The sequence below is a fragment of the Arthrobacter sp. KBS0702 genome (assembly GCF_005937985.2).
Lineage (GTDB): Bacteria > Actinomycetota > Actinomycetes > Actinomycetales > Micrococcaceae > Arthrobacter.
This window is the reverse complement of sequence record NZ_CP042172.1, coordinates 1,393,457-1,408,739: the sequence shown is the minus strand read 5'-3', so window position 1 is coordinate 1,408,739 and position 15,283 is coordinate 1,393,457. Positions and strand designations below refer to the sequence as shown.

Genomic DNA, 15,283 nt, shown 5'->3' with positions numbered 1-15,283 from the left:
AAAGTTACTCGCCAGTAGGTGAAGTGGAACACACCCCGCGGTGGCCACATACTACTGTTAGTCGTACCCCCTAGCGGGTCTATGGATATCAAAGGAGCTATCGTGCGAGAAATCAGTGTCCCGCCCCTGGTCACCGTCCCCCCGGAAACGAACATCACAGACCTGGTGCTGCGCCAGGCCGCCAAGGCATCGAACCCGGCCCTGTTCTCCCGGCTCGACGCCGCCGGGCAGTGGCAGGACATCCGGGCAACCGATTTCCTGGCCGATGTGTCCCTGCTCGCCAAGGGCCTGATGGCCAGCGGCGTGGCGGCCGGCGACCGCGTCGGCATCATGTCCCGCACCCGCTACGAATGGGCCCTCATCGACTTCGCGATCTGGTTCGCCGGAGCCGTCTCGGTCCCGATCTATGAGACTTCCTCCCCGTCCCAGGTGGCCTGGAACCTCGGCGACTCGGGCGCCGTCGCCGCCTTCGGCGAGTCGGCCCACCACGAAGACATCATCCGTCAGGCCGCCACGTCGGAGGGGCTGACCGCGCTGCGGCACGTGTGGCAGCTCGAAGGCGACGCACTCGACGAGCTCCGCTCCGCCGGCACCGGGATCAGCGACGAGGAGCTCGAGCAGCGGCGCCGCCAGGCCGGGCTCTCGGACCTCGCCACGATCATCTACACCTCCGGCACCACCGGGCGTCCCAAAGGCTGCGAACTGACCCACGGCAACTTCGTGGAACTGTCGGACAACGTGCTCGCCACCTCGCTGGGCCAGACCGTCCACGAGCACGCCCGGACCATCATGTTCCTGCCCCTGGCGCACGTCTTTGCCAGGTTCATCTCGGTGCTCGCGGTGGCGGCCGGCGTGACCGTCGCGCACACCCCCGACATCAAGAACCTGCTGCCGGACCTGCAGAGCTACCGGCCGACCTTCATCCTCGCGGTGCCGCGGGTCTTCGAAAAGGTCTACAACTCCGCCCTGACCAAGGCCGAGGACGGCGGCAAAGGCGCCATCTTCCACCGCGCCGCGGAAACCGCCATCGCCTACTCGCGGGCCCGGCAGGACGGCAAGGTGGGCCTGGGCCTCAAGCTCAAGCACGCGCTGTTCGACAGGCTCGTCTATGGAAAGCTCCGCGCCGCCATGGGTGGCCAGGTGGCGCACGCGGTGTCCGGCGGCGGTCCCCTCGGGGCGCGGCTCGGCCACTTCTTCCAGGGCATCGGGCTGCAGATCCTCGAAGGCTACGGCCTGACCGAAACGACCGCCCCGATTACCGTTAACACCCCGTCGCTGATCAAGATCGGCACGGTCGGCGCACCGATTCCCGGCAACGCCGTCAAGATCGCCGACGACGGCGAAATCCTCGCCAAGGGCGTCTGCGTGATGCGCGGCTACTTCAACCGCGATGACCTCACGGCCGAGACCTTTGTGGACGGCTGGTTCCGCACCGGCGACATCGGGCAGCTCGATGAGGAGGGCTTCCTGACCATCACCGGCCGGAAGAAGGAGATCATCGTCACCGCCGGCGGCAAGAACGTGGTGCCGGCGTTGCTTGAGGACCAGATCCGCGCCGACGCGCTCGTCTCGCAGGTGCTCGTGGTCGGAGACAACCGTCCCTTCATCGGCGCCCTGGTGACCCTCGATGAAGAGGCCCTCCCGGGTTGGCTGCAGCGCCACGGCCTGCCGGCGTCGACGTCGGTGGTCGAGGCCGCGGAGAGCCCCGCCGTAAAGGCGGCGGTCCAGGAACTGATCAACCGGGCCAACCAGTCCGTGTCGCAGGCGGAGGCGATCAAGTCCTTCCGGATTGTGCCGTCCGATTTCACCGAAGCCTCCGGGCACCTCACCCCGTCCATGAAGGTCAAGCGCGCCCAGGTGATGAAGGACTTCGACAATGTGATCGAAGAGATGTACTCCGCGAAGCGCGCCAACGTTTAGGCTTTCGCCGCCAGCAACACCAAAAGGGCTCCCCCGGCCGTGCTTCACGGCAGGGGGAGCCCTTTTTGGTGTTGCCCCCGGGTCGGGGGTCCCGCTACTCCACGACCAGCAGCAGGTCGCCGCCCTGGACTTGTTCGACGGCGCCGACGGCGAGGCGTGCGACGGTGCCGGCTACCGGCGTCGTGATGGAGGCTTCCATCTTCATGGCCTCGATGGTCGCGACGGTGTCCCCGGCCTTGACCGTGTCCCCGGCCTTGACCGTCAGGGTGACCGCACCGGCGAACGGCGCAGCGACCTGGCCCGGCTGCGAGGCGTCGGCCCGTTCGGCCGCCTTGACGTTGCTGACCACGGAACGGTCGCGGACCACCACGGGCCGGGACTGTCCGTTCAGCGTGCACATCACGGTGCGCATGCCCTTCTCGTCCGGCTCGGAGACGGCCTCCAGCGACGCGATCAGGCGCACGCCCTTCTCGAGCTCAATCTCGTGTTCCGCCCCGCGCTGCAGCCCGAAGAGGTAGTCGCGGGTGTCCAACACCGAGAGGTTGCCGTACGCCTCGACGCTCTTCTGGTAGTCCTTGGTGGGGCCGGCGAAGAGCAGCCGGTTGAGCGTCTGCTGGACCGTCTTGGAATCGCCCTTGAGCGCCGCGCTGTCCTCGGCGCTCAGCTCGACGTCGCGGACCTTGACGCTGCGGCCCTGGAGGGCCTTGGTCCGGAACGGCTCGGGCCAGCCGCCGGGCGGGTCGCCGAGTTCCCCGGAGAGGAAGCCGATCACGGAGTCCGGGACGTCATACTTTTGCGGGTTCTCGTTGAAGTCCGCCGGGTCGGCGTTGAGCCCCACCAGGTGCAGGGCGAGGTCGCCCACCACCTTGGACGACGGGGTGACCTTCACGAGCCGGCCCAGGATGCGGTCCGCCGCGGTGTACATGTCCTCGATCGCCTCAAAGCGCTCACCGAGTCCCAGCGCGATGGCCTGCTGGCGCAGGTTGGATAGCTGGCCGCCGGGGATCTCGTGCTGGTAGACGCGGCCGGTGGGGCCCGGCAGTCCCGACTCGAAGGGGGCGTAGACGCGGCGCACGGCCTCCCAATAGGGTTCCAGGGCGCACACATTGGCCAGGCTCAGGCCGGTGTCACGCGGGGTGTGGGCCAGCGCCGCGACCAGCGCGGAGGCGGACGGCTGGCTCGTGGTGCCGGCCAGCGACGCCGATGCAACGTCCACGGCGTCCACCCCGGCGTCCACGGCCGCGAGCAGGGTGGCCAGCTGGCCTCCCGCGGTGTCGTGGGTGTGCAGGTGGACCGGGAGGTCGAACTTCTCCCGCAGGGCCGTGACGAGGCGGGCGGCGGCCGCCGGTCGCAGCAGCCCGGCCATGTCCTTGATCGCGAGGATGTGCGCGCCGGCATCGACGATCTTCTGCGCCAGCTCCAGGTAGTAGTCGAGCGTGTACAGCTTCTCGTCCGGGTCGAGCATGTCCGCCGTGTAGCAGAGCGCCACCTCGGCGACGGCGGTCCCGGTCTCGCGCACGGCGCGGATCGCGGGGGCCATCTGGTTGACGTCGTTGAGGGCGTCGAAGATGCGGAAGATATCGATGCCCGCAGCGGCGGCCTCGTTCACGAACGCCACCGTCACCTCTTCCGGGTACGGGGTGTAGCCGACGGTGTTGCGGCCGCGGAGCAGCATCTGCAGGCAGATGTTCGGCAGCACCTTGCGCAGCGCTGCCAGGCGGTCCCAGGGGTCCTCCCCCAGGAAGCGCAAGGCGACGTCATAGGTCGCGCCGCCCCAGGCCTCGACGGACAGCAGTTCCGGAAGCATCCGGGATACGGCCGGTCCGGCCGCCGCCAGGTCGCGGGTGCGGACGCGGGTGGCGAGCAGGGACTGGTGGGCGTCGCGGAAGGTGGTGTCGGTGACGGCGACGGCGTTCTGCTCGCGCAGTGCCCGGGCGAAGCCCTCCGGGCCGAGCTCGAGGAGCCGCTGGCGTGACCCCGCGGGGGCCTCGCCGTCCGCCAGGGCGGGCAGCTTGTCCGCCGGGTCGGTGTGGACCGTGAGCTCGCCGTTGGGCTTGTTGACGGTAACTTCGGCGAGCCAGGTCAGCAGTTTGGTACCCCGGTCCGCGGAGACGCGGGCCTTGAGGAGTTCGGGGCGCTCGTCGATGAACGAGGTGGCCACGTCCCCGGCGACGAAGTCCGGATCGTCCAGGACGGCCTGCAGGAAGGAGATGTTGGTGGAGACGCCGCGGATCCGGAACTCGGCGAGGGCGCGCCGGGCCCGGGCGACAGCGGTCGGGTAGTCGCGGCCGCGGCAGGTCAGCTTGACCAGCATCGAGTCGAAGTGCGGGCTGATCTCGGCGCCGGAGTACACGGTGCCGCCGTCGAGCCGGACGCCCGCGCCGCCCGCCGAACGGTAGCCGGTGATCTTTCCGACGTCCGGCCGGAAGCCGTTGGCCGGGTCCTCGGTGGTGATGCGGGACTGCAGCGCGGCGCCGTTGAGTTTGACGGTTTCCTGCGAGAGGCCAAGGTCCGCAAGGGTCTCCCCGGAGGCGATGCGCAGCTGGGCCTGGACGAGGTCGACGTCCGTGACTTCCTCGGTAACGGTGTGCTCGACCTGGATGCGGGGGTTCATCTCGATGAAGACGTGCTGGCCAGCCCGCTCGCCCACGGTGTCGACCAGGAACTCCACGGTGCCGGCATTGACATAGTTCAGGGCCTTGGCGAATTTCACGGCGTCCCGGTAGAGGGCCTGCCGGATGCCTTCGTCGAGGTTGGGCGCGGGCGCAATTTCGATCACCTTCTGATGGCGGCGCTGGATGGAGCAGTCGCGCTCGAAGAGGTGCATGACGTTGCCCTCGGCGTCCGCGAGGATCTGTACCTCGATGTGCCGCGGCCGCAGCACCGCCTGTTCCAGGAACATGGTGGGGTCACCGAAGGCGGCGTCAGCCTCGCGCATCGCGGCCTGCAGGGCCTCGGGCAGGGCCTCCCGGGTGTCGACCCGGCGCATGCCGCGTCCGCCGCCGCCAGCGACGGCCTTGGCGAAGATCGGGAACCCGATTTCGTCCGCCGCGGCGATAAGTTCGTCCACGTCCTTGGACGGGGCGCTGGACTTGAGCACCGGGACGCCGGCCTTACGCGCGGCCTCGAGTGCCGCGACCTTGTTCCCGGCCAGTTCGAGGACCTCTGCAGGGGGCCCGACGAAGGTGATGCCGGCGGCCGCGGCGGCGCGGGCCAGGTTGGGGTTTTCCGAGAGGAAGCCGTAGCCGGGGTAGATCGCGTCCGCGCCCGCCTCCTTCGCGACACGGACCACCTCATCGACGTCGAGGTATGCCCGGACCGGATGGCCCTCCTCGCCGATCAGGTACGCCTCATCCGCCTTCTGGCGGTGGATCGAGTTACGGTCCTCGGTGGGAAACACCGCAACGGTCTTGGCACCCAGCTCGTAGCTGGCACGGAAGGCGCGGATGGCAATTTCGCCGCGGTTAGCCACCAGAATCTTGGAAAACATACTTCTCCTGCATCATCGCGGGCGGTTCGGTAAGTCGTCACAGTTTCTAAGACTGGTGTGCGCAAACACAAATCATTGTGGCGCCCATCACAAGATTATGCGTCATTTCGGCCGAAGAAGGCAGATCGCCGTGGTTCCGGGGGTTCCCGCGCGAATCCGAGTTGTCCGGGCGGCCGCCGGGCCAGATGAGACGGGATTCGCCTGCCGGTCAACATATGATGAGGTGGTGGGTGGCGCATGCTCGCCCCGGTCCGAAGGAACGCACGGGCCGGCATGACCCAGTCTCGGCAACCGGCGTTAGGTATTGGTTTTTCAAGTGCAAGTAGTCAGCATCAGCAGCCTCAAAGGCGGGGTCGGCAAGACATCCGTGACAACCGGACTGGCGTCGGCAGCACTCGCAGCCGGCATCCCCACCCTCGTCGTCGATCTCGACCCGCACGCGGATGCCAGTACCGCCCTCGGCGTCCGGCCCGACGAACAGCTGGACATCGGCCGGATGCTCAAATCCCCGCGCCGGGCACGTCTCGCGGACAACGTGGTTCCCAGCGGCTGGATCGAGCACGCCAACGGTTCGTCCCGCAACGGTTCCTCCCGCAGCAGCGTGCCTGTCCTGGACGTTGCCTTCGGCTCCGCCTACACCGGGATCTACGACCGACCGGACCTTGGCCGCCGCGACCTGCGCCGGCTCTCCGCCGTGCTCGCGGGCGCCGGGGACTACGAGCTGGTCCTGATCGACTGCCCGCCCTCGCTCAACGGGCTGACCCGGATGGCCTGGACGGCCAGCGACAAGGTCACCCTGGTCGCTGAGCCCGGCCTGTTCTCCGTGGCGGGCACCGAGCGCACCATGCGCGCCATCCAGCTGTTCCGGCAGGAATTCGCGCCGGGGCTCTCCCCCGCCGGCATCGTGGCCAACCGGGTGCGGACCGGCTCCTCGGAGCACAGCTTCCGCCTGGCCGAGATGGAGTCGATGTTTGGCGAGCTGCTGCTGAGCCCGCACATCCCGGAACAAGCCAACTGGCAGCAGATCCAGGGCGCGGCCCATCCAGTCCACCACTGGCCCGGCGAATCGGCCAAGACCGCCGCCGCCTTGTTCGACTCCCTGCTCGCCAACCTGATGCACGGCGGCGGCGCCAACGGCGACGCGGCGTCCTCGGTCAGGGTCCGGAGCCGCAGCCAGCGCTAGCGTGACTGGGCCGGCCGCCCGGACCCGGGGAAACTTCCCAAACACAACAACGCGGGGTCACTTCCCGCCGATCCTGAGGTTCAGGATGGGCGCGAAGTGACCCCGCGTTGCTCTTTGCTGAGGCGTTAGGGGTTGCGCTAGCCGATCTTGCGGGCCGCGCGTCGCTTGCTGAGTTCGTCGTCGGGGAACGACTGGTCCGCTGCGTGTTCGCTCGGAAGGGCCGCTAGGCTGCCTTCCACTTCACGCCAGACGCGGCCGACGGCGATGCCGAAGACACCCTGTCCGCCCTGGACCAGGTCGATGACTTCATCCGCCGAGGTGCATTCGTAAACGCTGGCGCCGTCGCTCATGAGCGTGATTTGGGCGAGGTCCTCGACCCCGCGCTCCCGGAGGTGTTCGACGGCGGTGCGGATCTGCTGCAGCGAAACGCCGGTGTCGAGGAGCCGTTTGACGACTTTGAGGACCAAAATGTCGCGGAAGCCGTAGAGCCGCTGTGAGCCGGAGCCTGCGGCGCCGCGCACCGCGGGCTCGACGAGTCCGGTGCGGGCCCAGTAGTCCAGCTGGCGGTAGGTGATGCCGGCCGCTTTGCAGGCCGTCGGTCCGCGGTACCCCGCGTCCTCGTCCAGAACAGGAAGATCCTCGGTGAAGAGCAGGCCCTGGGCACCGCTCGCGGGCACAGCAACGCCTGCCGTCGAGGCCTGCTTGAGCTCGCCTGCTTCGCCTTTCGGACTCACGTGGATCCTCCTTGTCATGAGTTCCCGCGGGAACTTGCAGCAACAGCGCGCCGATTTCCAGTGTGACTTGCGCGGCTGTCGTATGCAATGGGAACTTGTACCTCTGACGTTAGGCCTGCCGGAGGCCAAGGTCAAAGACGCTGGGACTATTGCCGGGGCGTGTCGAAACTTTCGACCTCGACTTTAAGCTTTAAGCCGTTTCAGCCGGCGAAGTCCTCGGGTTCGACGTCGTCCAGGAACTCCCGGAAGCGGCGCAGCTCCCCCTCCTCGTCGACGGCGGGACCGGGCTGGGCTTCCTCGCCGTCGTCGTGCTCGGTGATCCGCACACCGGCTTCCTCCATCACGGCGTCCGCGCACCAGATCCGGCACTTCGCGCGCAGGCCAAGGGCGAGGGCGTCCGAGGCCCGCGAGCTGACGGTGGTGCCGTCTTCGAACTGCAGCTGGCCGTAGAAGATGTTGTCCTCGACTGCCACGATGTTCACGCTGACGATCGAGTGGCCCAGCGCCTCGACGACGTCCACGAGCAGGTCATGCGTCATCGGCCGCGGCGGGACCACGCCCTGCTGCGCCAGTGCAATCGCGCTGGCTTCCGGGGTGCCGATCCAGATTGGAACGTGGCGCTCACCGTGAATCTCCTTGAGCAGGACCAGCGGCTGGTTGGACGGCAGTTCGATCCGCACGCCTACAATTTCCACCTCAATCATCAGCTGTCCATCCTCGAGATGCGGTCCTGCACCAGGGCGCGGTGCAGTGAGAGGCAGAGTTCGCTGATTTCCCGCGCGGCCTCAGCGGCGCGGGCCTGCGAGGCGGCGTCCTTGCGGGATGTCAGCGTGGCTACCGCGCGTTCGACCAGCCCGAACTCGCGGTCGGCTGCGGCCTGGAACGGCCGCAGGTGCCGGGGCTCGAGGCCGTGGCTTTCCAGCTGAACGCAGGCGCGGGCGACCTGCAGGGCGTGGTCGTCAAACTTGCCGTTGACGTGCCCGATCAGGCCGAAGCTCAACAGCGACTCGAGCAGCGGGACGCTGGCCCCGGACTCGGTGCGGAGCTGTTCTTCGCTGAGCAGTCGTACCCGGTTGTTCAGCTCGGAGGCGAGTTCGTCGGAAACGATCCGCGGCGAAACCGTTACGCCCGGCGGCAGGTTCTCCGGCCGTTCGCCGCGGTCGATCGCGTCGAGATAGTCCTTGATCACCTTCAGCGGCAGGTACTGGTCCCGCTGCAGCGACAACACAAAGCGCAGCCGTTCGACGTCCCCTTCGGAATACTGCCGGTAGCCGGCGGGGGTCCGCTGCGGATTGATGAGGCCCTTTTCTTCAAGGAACCTGATTTTCGACGCGGTCATGGAGGGGAAGTCGTCGCTCAGTTGAGCCAGGACCTCCCCGATGTTCAGGACCTGGGGTCCGCGCCGTTCGGCTTGTGCCATGGCCACCGGCAATTACCCCGATATCAGACGTTGCCTGCGGTACGGGCAGGGCTGAGGTAGAAAGTGAGTCGGAACTTGCCGATCTGCACCTCGTTACCTGACTTCAGCTCCACGCTGTCAACACGGTCGTGGTTGACGTAGGTGCCGTTCAGGCTCCCGGTGTCCACCACCTCGAAGCTGCGCGCCGTGCGGCGGAATTCGACGTGCCGGCGCGAAACCGTCACGTCGTCGAGGAAGATGTCGGCGTCAGGGTGGCGGCCCGCCGTCGTGACGTCCGAGTCGAGCAGGAAGCGGGCACCGGAGTTGGGGCCGCTGTGGGCCACCAGCAGGGCGGAACCGGCGGGCAGCGACTCGATCGCCGAACGTTCCTCGTTCGAGACCTTGGGGGTAATGGTGGGCTCATCGCGCACGGGAGTGAGATGGATCGACGTGGTCTCCGAGGCTTTCACTCCACCCGTGCCGTATTCACCGGTGTCGTTCTGTCCGTGCCCAACCATTGAGTCCTCCTCATTCGTTGCAGGTGTCCCCCCTGCAAACAACGCATGCGTCCGGAAAAGCCTGGCAGATCCGGTAGTCAATCCCCCGGCCGGCCACTGCGTCCACTAAGTGTGTCCAGTAACACGGCCCGGAGATCTTCCCATTAGCCTACCTGCTGTTCGTACTCCGATGCACTCAGCAGCGACTCCACGGCGTCAGCCTCCGCAAGCTTGATTTCGATCAGCCAGCCCTCGCCGTACGGATCCGAATTGATCAGGGCCGAATCGGTGTCCAGCGCCTCGTTGCGGGCCACGACTTCGCCGCTCACGGGGGCGTAAATGTCGCTGACACTCTTGGTGGACTCGACTTCCCCGACGACGTCGTTGGCCTTGATATCGGTGCCGACCTCCGGCATCTGCGCGTAGACGACGTCCCCGAGGGCGTCCTGGGCAAAATCCGTGATCCCCACGCGCACGACGCCGTCGGCATTCGGCGCGGAAACCCATTCGTGTTCGGCGGTGTAGGACAGTTCTTCGGGAATGATGCTCATGACGGGCCTTTCGTCGGGTCAATCACCAAGGTCGACGGCGGCCGATCGATCGGGCCGCCGCTGAAAGTATAGGCATATCCGCCCTGCGCCCGGGAGGACTCTGACATGATGGGGCCATGGCAGCACCTGCACCCGTTCCGGACGGATTTGCCCATGCCTGAGCTACCGGAAGTGGCGGCCCTGGCGGACTTCCTGGACGCCCGCCTGCGCGGAACCGTCCTGGCCAAGATCCAGCTCGTCTCGTTCGCCGTGCTCAAGACGGCGGATCCTCCCGTCTCGGCCCTGGAGGGCAGGACCGTGACGGGCGTGCGCCGGCACGGCAAGTTCGTGGATCTCGACGCCGACGGGCTGCATCTGGTCTTCCACCTGGCCCGGGCAGGCTGGGTCCGCTTTACCGATTCCCCCACCGGCGCCGTGTTGAAAATGGGTGGCGGCCACATCGCGGCGCGGCTGTCGTTTTCGAGCGGGGACGGCCCGCTCGACCTGGACCTGACCGAGGCCGGCACGAAGAAGAGCCTGGCGATGTACGCGGTCCGCGAACCCGCAGACGTCCCCGGGGTCGCAGCCCTTGGCCCGGACCCGTTCAGCCCCGGGTTCGACGTCGATGCGCTGGCCGCGATCCTGGCGGCCAACTCCCAGCAGATCAAGGGTGTGCTGCGCAGCCAGGGCATCATCGCCGGCATCGGCAACGCGTACAGCGACGAGATCCTGCACGCGGCAAAGACATCCCCGTTCGCCCTTGCCAGTTCCCTCGACCGGGCGGCGGTGGGACGCCTCTACGACGCCATCCACGACATCCTTGGCACGGCGCTGGCGGAAGCCGCCGGGAAGCCGCCCAGCGAGCTCAAGGACACGAAACGGAGCCACATGCGGGTGCATGGCCGGACCGGTGAGGCGTGCCCGGTCTGCGGTGACACCGTGCGCGAGGTTTCCTTTGCGGACACCGCGCTGCAGTACTGCCCTGGCTGCCAGACTAAGGGGAAGATCCTGGCGGACCGGCGGACGTCGCGCTTTTTAAAGTAGGTGCTCCCTGAAGCAGGCGGTGCCCGAACCGACGTGTGCCGGGAAACAGAAAACCCCGCCATTCCGTTGCCGGAATGGCGGGGTACTTTCTGTTGGTCGGGCTGACAGGATTTGAACCTGCGACCCCTTGACCCCCAGTCAAGTGCGCTACCAAGCTGCGCTACAGCCCGCTGGTTCCGCCGTTCTCCGCTCCCGATGCTTCTTTTGGAAATCCAAAGGAATTCATCTGAGCAGTCCGGCCGAACCACCTCCAAAAGCTTACACGATTCCGGAGGGTGCCCGTGACACTTTCACTTGTGTCACGGGAACTTTTTCCCGCAACGGGCGCGTTCGGAACTAGCGCTTCTTGCCGCGCTTTTCCCGGACCCGCATGTTGACCTCGATCGGCGTGCCCTCGAAGCCGAAGGTTTCGCGGAGCCGGCGGGTGATGAAGCGGCGGTAGCCGGGATCCAGGAAGCCGGTGGTGAAGAGTACGAACTTCGGCGGCCGGCTCGAGGCCTGGGTGCCGAAGAGGATGCGGGGCTGCTTGCCGCCGCGGACCGGGTGCGGGTGTGCCGCCACCAGTTCGCCGAGGAACGCGTTCAGGCGTCCGGTGGGGATGCGCTTGTCCCAGCTTTCCAGCGCGGTGTCCAGGGCCGGGACCAGCCGGTCCTTGTGCCAGCCGGTCTTGGCCGAGATGTTCACGCGCGGGGCCCACGCCACGTGGGCGAGGTCCTGCTCGATTTCCCGTTCCAGGTAGGTGCGGCGTTCGTCGTCGAGCAGGTCCCATTTGTTGAACGCCAGCACCAGCGCGCGGCCGGATTCGATCGCCAGCTGCAGGATGCGGACGTCCTGCTCGCTGAGCACCTCGTCCACGGCGAGGAGCACGACGGCGACCTCGGCCTTTTCGAGCGCGCTCTGGGTGCGCAGCGAGGCGTAGAAGTCCGCGCCCTGGGCCATGTGCTGGCGGCGGCGGATGCCTGCCGTGTCCACGAAGCGCCAGGTGCGGCCGCCGAGCTCGATGAACTCATCGACAGGGTCGCGGGTGGTGCCGGCAGTGTTGTCGACGACGACGCGTTCGGAGCCTGCAAGCTTGTTCAGCAGCGAGGACTTGCCGACGTTCGGCCGGCCGATCAGGGCGATGCGGCGGGGGCCGCCGCTGCGCTCGAGGCCTTCGATGGTGGAGAACTCCGGGAGCGTGTCCATCACGTGGTCAAGCAGGTCGGCGACGCCGCGGCCGTGCAGCGCTGAAACCGGGTAGGGCTCGCCGAAGCCGAGGCCCCAGAGCGCGGCCGAGTCGGCTTCCTGGGCGAAGTCGTCGACCTTGTTGGCCACCATGATGACCGGCTTCTTGGATTTGCGCAGCATCTTCATGACGCCCTCATCTGTGGCGGTCGCGCCGACGGCGGAGTCCACCACGAACAGCACGGCGTCGGCGAGCTCCACGGCCATCTCGGCCTGCTCGGCCACGCGGGCGTGGATGCCGCGGGCGTCGTGCTCCCAGCCGCCGGTGTCGACGACCGTGAAGTTCCGGCCGTTCCAGTTCGCCGAGTACATCACTCGGTCACGGGTGACACCGGGGGTGTCCTCGACCACGGCTTCGCGGCGGCCCAGGATGCGGTTGACCAGGGTGGACTTGCCGACGTTAGGGCGGCCGATGATGGCCAGGACCGGGTCAAGCTTGACCGGGCCATCGAAGTCCTCGTCCTCGTAGCGGCCGCTCAGCAGGGCGGTGTCTTCCTCGTCCAGCTCGTAGTCATCCAGGCCGGCGCGGAGCGAGGCCGCGCGGAGTTCGGCTTCCTCGTCGTCCAGGGCGGCAAGATTCTCCGCCACCTGGTCCGTGCCGGTGGGCGTGTATTCGTCTTCGCCGGCGCCGAAGTGGCCGGGGGTTTGAGTCGTATCGCTCATTGCACTTTCCTTAGGTGGTGATCTGCCGGCGTCCCGGCTACTGCTGTCTGGCGTTCTTGCGGGGAATCCGCGTCGGGCAGGCTCTGCCCGCTGCACTGAATGGTGTCTTGGACGTGCCGTGCGAGGGCGGCGCGGATCTCGGTACCCACCCTGTCCATTGAAGCACGCCCGGTCTCCCCGGGCTTGCGGCTGAGATTGAGGGCGCCGCCGAAGCTGACATGCAGCCGGCGGCCGGGCCGGGGAACCGCGTTGAGGTGCTCGCCGCCGATCCTGGTGCCCAGGATCGCGACCGGGATCACGGTGGCGGCTGAGTTCAGCGCAAGCCAGGCCACCCCGTTGTTGATCGCCGCGGCTTCCCCGTTCCCCCGGGTACCCTCGGGAAGGATCCCGACGCACCGTCCGGCGTCGAGGACGCTCTTGGCCCGCTGCAGCGCCGTCCGGTCACCCGACCGGTCGACCGCCAACTGGCCGGAGGCTTTCAGCACCAGGCCCGGGAAGCCCCGGAACATCTCCTTCTTGACGAAAATGTGCATCGGCCGCGGCGCGGCCCCGAACATCACCGGGCCGTCCAGGAAACTGATGTGGTTTCCGGCAAAAATGACCGGGCCGGCGTCCGGCACGTTGGAACGGCCCCTGACGGTGGTCCGGTAGACCAGATGGTCCAGGATCCAGCCGACCGGCCGGCTCCATGCCATGGTCCCGTCGAGGAACCAGCGGCCGGGGTGCTCCGCCCCGGCTGGGCGCTCAGTCACGGTTGATGGCCGTGTGGTTGATGACCGTGTGGTTGAGAACCTTGTGCACGATCCCAAGGGCCGCATCGACGGTCTGGGCGAAGTCCAGGTCCGAGGAGTCGAGGGTGACCACGCCGTCGGCGGCCTGGGTGAAGTTCACCACGGTGGAGTCCTTCGCGTCACGGGCCGTGACCTGCGCCGCGAGCTGTTCGGCGCTCTGGCTGCCGCCGAGCTGGATGCCGCGGCGGCGGAGGCGTGCCTCCTCGTTGGCGGTGAGCAGCATGCGTACCTCGGCGTGGGGTGCGACGACGGTGGTGATGTCCCGTCCCTCGACCACCATGCGGCGGTGGTGCTTTTCGATCAGCTCGCGCTGCCGGCGGATCAGTTCGGTCCGCGCGCCAAGCGTGGTGGCGATGGCGCTGACCGCGGCGGAAATGGCCGGTTCGCGAATGGCGTCGGTGATGTCGGTCCCTGCGACCCGGACATATTCTTCCTGCGGGCTGGTGCTGATCTCGAGCTGGAGTCCCTCGGCGGCGGCTTCAATGGCTTCGCCGTCGGCCAGGTTCGTGCCGTTGTCGAGGCAGAACCAGGTCAGGGCCCGGTACATGGCGCCGGTGTCGAGGTAGGCCAGCCGTAGCCGGCGTGCCACCTCTTTGCTGACGCTCGATTTGCCGGAGCCGGAGGGGCCGTCGATTGCGACGACGAGGCTCTTGCCGGGGCGGACGACGTCCACCGTTTCAATGAGTTCCTGGGTCATTACTGGAGTACCCGCCATCCACGGTCGTTGAGGGCTTCGATGAGCAGCTCGTGCTTGTTAGGCAGCACGGAGATTTCCACCATGCCGACATTCTGTCCCGAGGAGTGGTCCAGTCGGAGGTCCTCGAGGTTGACGCCGATTTCGCCAATCTCCGTCAGGAGCTTCGCGATCTGGCCGGGCGTGTCGTCCACCAGCACGGTCAGCCAGGAGTAGGCCTGCGGCGGTCCGCCGTGCTTGCCCGGGATCCGGGCCTGGCCAGCGTTGCCTTCGCTGATCAGCTGGGCAAGGTCCAGCCGGGCGCCCGGCGCCGTCGGATCCTCGAGGGTTCCGATCAGACGCTTCAGGTCGTCGCGGACGCCGTAGAGGATCTCCACGATCTGGGCCGCGTTGGCGCCGAGGATCTGCACCCACAGCGTGGGGTCGCTCGCGGCGATCCTGGTCACGTCGCGCAGGCCGTTGCCGGCCAGCGAAAGGGCGTGCAGCGGGGTGCCCTGCAGCCTGCTGGCCACCAGCGAGGACATGACCTGGGGCAGGTGCGAGACCAACGCGACGGCTTCGTCGTGTTCCTCGGCGCCGAATTCGGAGACGACGGCGCCTAGGTCGCCGGCCAGCGCGCGGGCCGCCTGCAGTGCCTCGGGCCGCGTTTCAGCCGAGGGGCAGAGCACCCAGGGCATGGAGGTGAACAGTTCGCCGCGGGCGGCCACCGGGCCGGACTTCTCCCGGCCGGCCATCGGGTGCGTGCCGACGTAGCGGCCCAGGTCCGCGCCGCGGGCGCGCAGCTCTGCCAGGATGGACGCCTTGACGCTGGCGATGTCGACCACCACGGCCTGCGGGTAGTCCGCGAGGGCCTTGGCGACGACGTCGGCGGTCACGTCCGGCGGCGCGGCGACCACAACGAGCTCCGGCGCTTCGTCCTCAAGGCGCGCCAAAGGCAGGCCGGCGCCGATGTCGACGGCGACGGCCTGATTGGTCGGCGAAGGGTCGGAGAGGAACACGGCCACTCCCCGGCCGCGGAGGCCCAGCCCGATGCTGGTGCCCAGCAGCCCGGTCCCCACGACCACGACCGGCCCGTTCAGGTGGCCGCGGCCGTGGGTGCGAAATGCGGACATGC

General features: G+C 67.7%; 13 protein-coding genes and 1 tRNA gene. 3 read left to right on the top strand and 11 right to left on the bottom strand.

Going from position 1 to position 15,283, the window contains the following annotated elements; all coding sequences use genetic code 11:
* Positions 1 to 102: 102 nt before the first annotated feature.
* Positions 103 to 1,920 carry a long-chain fatty acid--CoA ligase gene (locus FFF93_RS06425; RefSeq protein WP_138769657.1) on the top strand — a complete coding sequence of 606 codons (1,818 nt, stop codon included), beginning with the start codon at positions 103 to 105 and terminating at the stop codon, positions 1,918 to 1,920.
* 94 nt (positions 1,921 to 2,014) lie between these two features.
* Here the strand turns inward: FFF93_RS06425 and FFF93_RS06420 are convergent, their stop codons facing one another.
* Positions 2,015 to 5,410, bottom strand: coding sequence for a pyruvate carboxylase (locus FFF93_RS06420; protein WP_138769658.1), 3,396 nt, complete (start codon positions 5,408 to 5,410; stop codon positions 2,015 to 2,017).
* Positions 5,411 to 5,726: 316 nt separating this feature from the next.
* Between FFF93_RS06420 and FFF93_RS06415 the strand changes: the two genes are divergently transcribed.
* Positions 5,727 to 6,593, top strand: coding sequence for a ParA family protein (locus FFF93_RS06415; protein ID WP_138769659.1), 867 nt, complete (start codon positions 5,727 to 5,729; stop codon positions 6,591 to 6,593).
* A 137-nt stretch (positions 6,594 to 6,730) separates the two neighbouring features.
* Here FFF93_RS06415 and FFF93_RS06410 read toward each other — a convergent pair whose 3' ends face one another.
* From FFF93_RS06410 to gcvH, 5 genes are all read right to left on the bottom strand, one after another.
* Entirely contained in the window at positions 6,731 to 7,327 is a 597-nt protein-coding gene (locus tag FFF93_RS06410) for a MerR family transcriptional regulator (RefSeq protein ID WP_028275903.1), read from the bottom strand.
* Between the two features lie 200 nt (positions 7,328 to 7,527).
* On the bottom strand, positions 7,528 to 8,031 hold the full coding sequence (locus FFF93_RS06405) for a bifunctional nuclease family protein (protein WP_138769660.1): 504 nt from the start codon (positions 8,029 to 8,031) through the stop codon (positions 7,528 to 7,530).
* Positions 8,031 to 8,747 (bottom strand): MerR family transcriptional regulator, encoded by a 717-nt coding sequence (locus tag FFF93_RS06400; protein ID WP_138769661.1) that lies wholly within the window; start codon positions 8,745 to 8,747, stop codon positions 8,031 to 8,033. The genes FFF93_RS06405 and FFF93_RS06400 overlap by 1 nt, the downstream gene beginning before the upstream one ends.
* A 23-nt stretch (positions 8,748 to 8,770) precedes the next feature.
* Positions 8,771 to 9,244: an FHA domain-containing protein gene (locus tag FFF93_RS06395; protein ID WP_138769662.1), complete on the bottom strand. Its 474-nt coding sequence runs from the start codon at positions 9,242 to 9,244 to the stop codon at positions 8,771 to 8,773.
* A 143-nt stretch (positions 9,245 to 9,387) separates the two neighbouring features.
* Entirely contained in the window at positions 9,388 to 9,774 is a 387-nt protein-coding gene (gene gcvH, locus FFF93_RS06390) for a glycine cleavage system protein GcvH (protein ID WP_138769663.1), read from the bottom strand.
* 153 nt (positions 9,775 to 9,927) lie between these two features.
* On the opposite strand from gcvH, the gene FFF93_RS06385 reads away from it, so the two are divergent.
* The gene (locus FFF93_RS06385; protein WP_138769664.1) at positions 9,928 to 10,797 is read left to right on the top strand and encodes an Fpg/Nei family DNA glycosylase; all 870 of its coding nucleotides are present in this window, start codon (positions 9,928 to 9,930) and stop codon (positions 10,795 to 10,797) included.
* Positions 10,798 to 10,890: 93 nt separating this feature from the next.
* Here FFF93_RS06385 and FFF93_RS06380 read toward each other — a convergent pair.
* From FFF93_RS06380 to FFF93_RS06360, 5 genes are all read right to left on the bottom strand, one after another.
* Positions 10,891 to 10,967, bottom strand: a tRNA-Pro gene (locus FFF93_RS06380).
* Between the two features lie 166 nt (positions 10,968 to 11,133).
* A complete protein-coding gene (der, locus tag FFF93_RS06375) occupies positions 11,134 to 12,684 on the bottom strand; it encodes a ribosome biogenesis GTPase Der (RefSeq protein ID WP_138769665.1) in 1,551 nt (516 codons plus the stop codon).
* A complete protein-coding gene (locus tag FFF93_RS06370; protein ID WP_138770504.1) occupies positions 12,681 to 13,379 on the bottom strand; it encodes a 1-acyl-sn-glycerol-3-phosphate acyltransferase in 699 nt (232 codons plus the stop codon). The genes der and FFF93_RS06370 overlap by 4 nt, the downstream gene beginning before the upstream one ends.
* Before the next feature lie 49 nt (positions 13,380 to 13,428).
* Positions 13,429 to 14,172, bottom strand: a complete 744-nt coding sequence (gene cmk / locus FFF93_RS06365; protein ID WP_138769666.1) for a (d)CMP kinase — start codon at positions 14,170 to 14,172, stop codon at positions 13,429 to 13,431.
* Positions 14,172 to 15,281 carry a prephenate dehydrogenase gene (locus tag FFF93_RS06360; RefSeq protein ID WP_138769667.1) on the bottom strand — a complete coding sequence of 370 codons (1,110 nt, stop codon included), beginning with the start codon at positions 15,279 to 15,281 and terminating at the stop codon, positions 14,172 to 14,174. The genes cmk and FFF93_RS06360 overlap by 1 nt, the downstream gene beginning before the upstream one ends.
* Between the last annotated feature and the right edge of the window lie 2 nt (positions 15,282 to 15,283).

Coding starts and splice junctions, on each gene's coding strand:
- FFF93_RS06420 (WP_138769658.1), bottom strand. CDS start 5,410: ATGTTTTCCAAGATTCTGGTGGCTAACCGCGGCGAAATTGCCATCCGC.
- FFF93_RS06405 (WP_138769660.1), bottom strand. CDS start 8,031: ATGATTGAGGTGGAAATTGTAGGCGTGCGGATCGAACTGCCGTCCAAC.
- FFF93_RS06400 (WP_138769661.1), bottom strand. CDS start 8,747: ATGGCACAAGCCGAACGGCGCGGACCCCAGGTCCTGAACATCGGGGAG.
- FFF93_RS06395 (WP_138769662.1), bottom strand. CDS start 9,244: ATGGTTGGGCACGGACAGAACGACACCGGTGAATACGGCACGGGTGGA.
- gcvH (WP_138769663.1), bottom strand. CDS start 9,774: ATGAGCATCATTCCCGAAGAACTGTCCTACACCGCCGAACACGAATGG.
- FFF93_RS06385 (WP_138769664.1), top strand. CDS start 9,928: ATGCCTGAGCTACCGGAAGTGGCGGCCCTGGCGGACTTCCTGGACGCC.
- der (WP_138769665.1), bottom strand. CDS start 12,684: ATGAGCGATACGACTCAAACCCCCGGCCACTTCGGCGCCGGCGAAGAC.
- FFF93_RS06370 (WP_138770504.1), bottom strand. CDS start 13,379: ATGGCATGGAGCCGGCCGGTCGGCTGGATCCTGGACCATCTGGTCTAC.
- cmk (WP_138769666.1), bottom strand. CDS start 14,172: ATGACCCAGGAACTCATTGAAACGGTGGACGTCGTCCGCCCCGGCAAG.
- FFF93_RS06360 (WP_138769667.1), bottom strand. CDS start 15,281: ATGTCCGCATTTCGCACCCACGGCCGCGGCCACCTGAACGGGCCGGTC.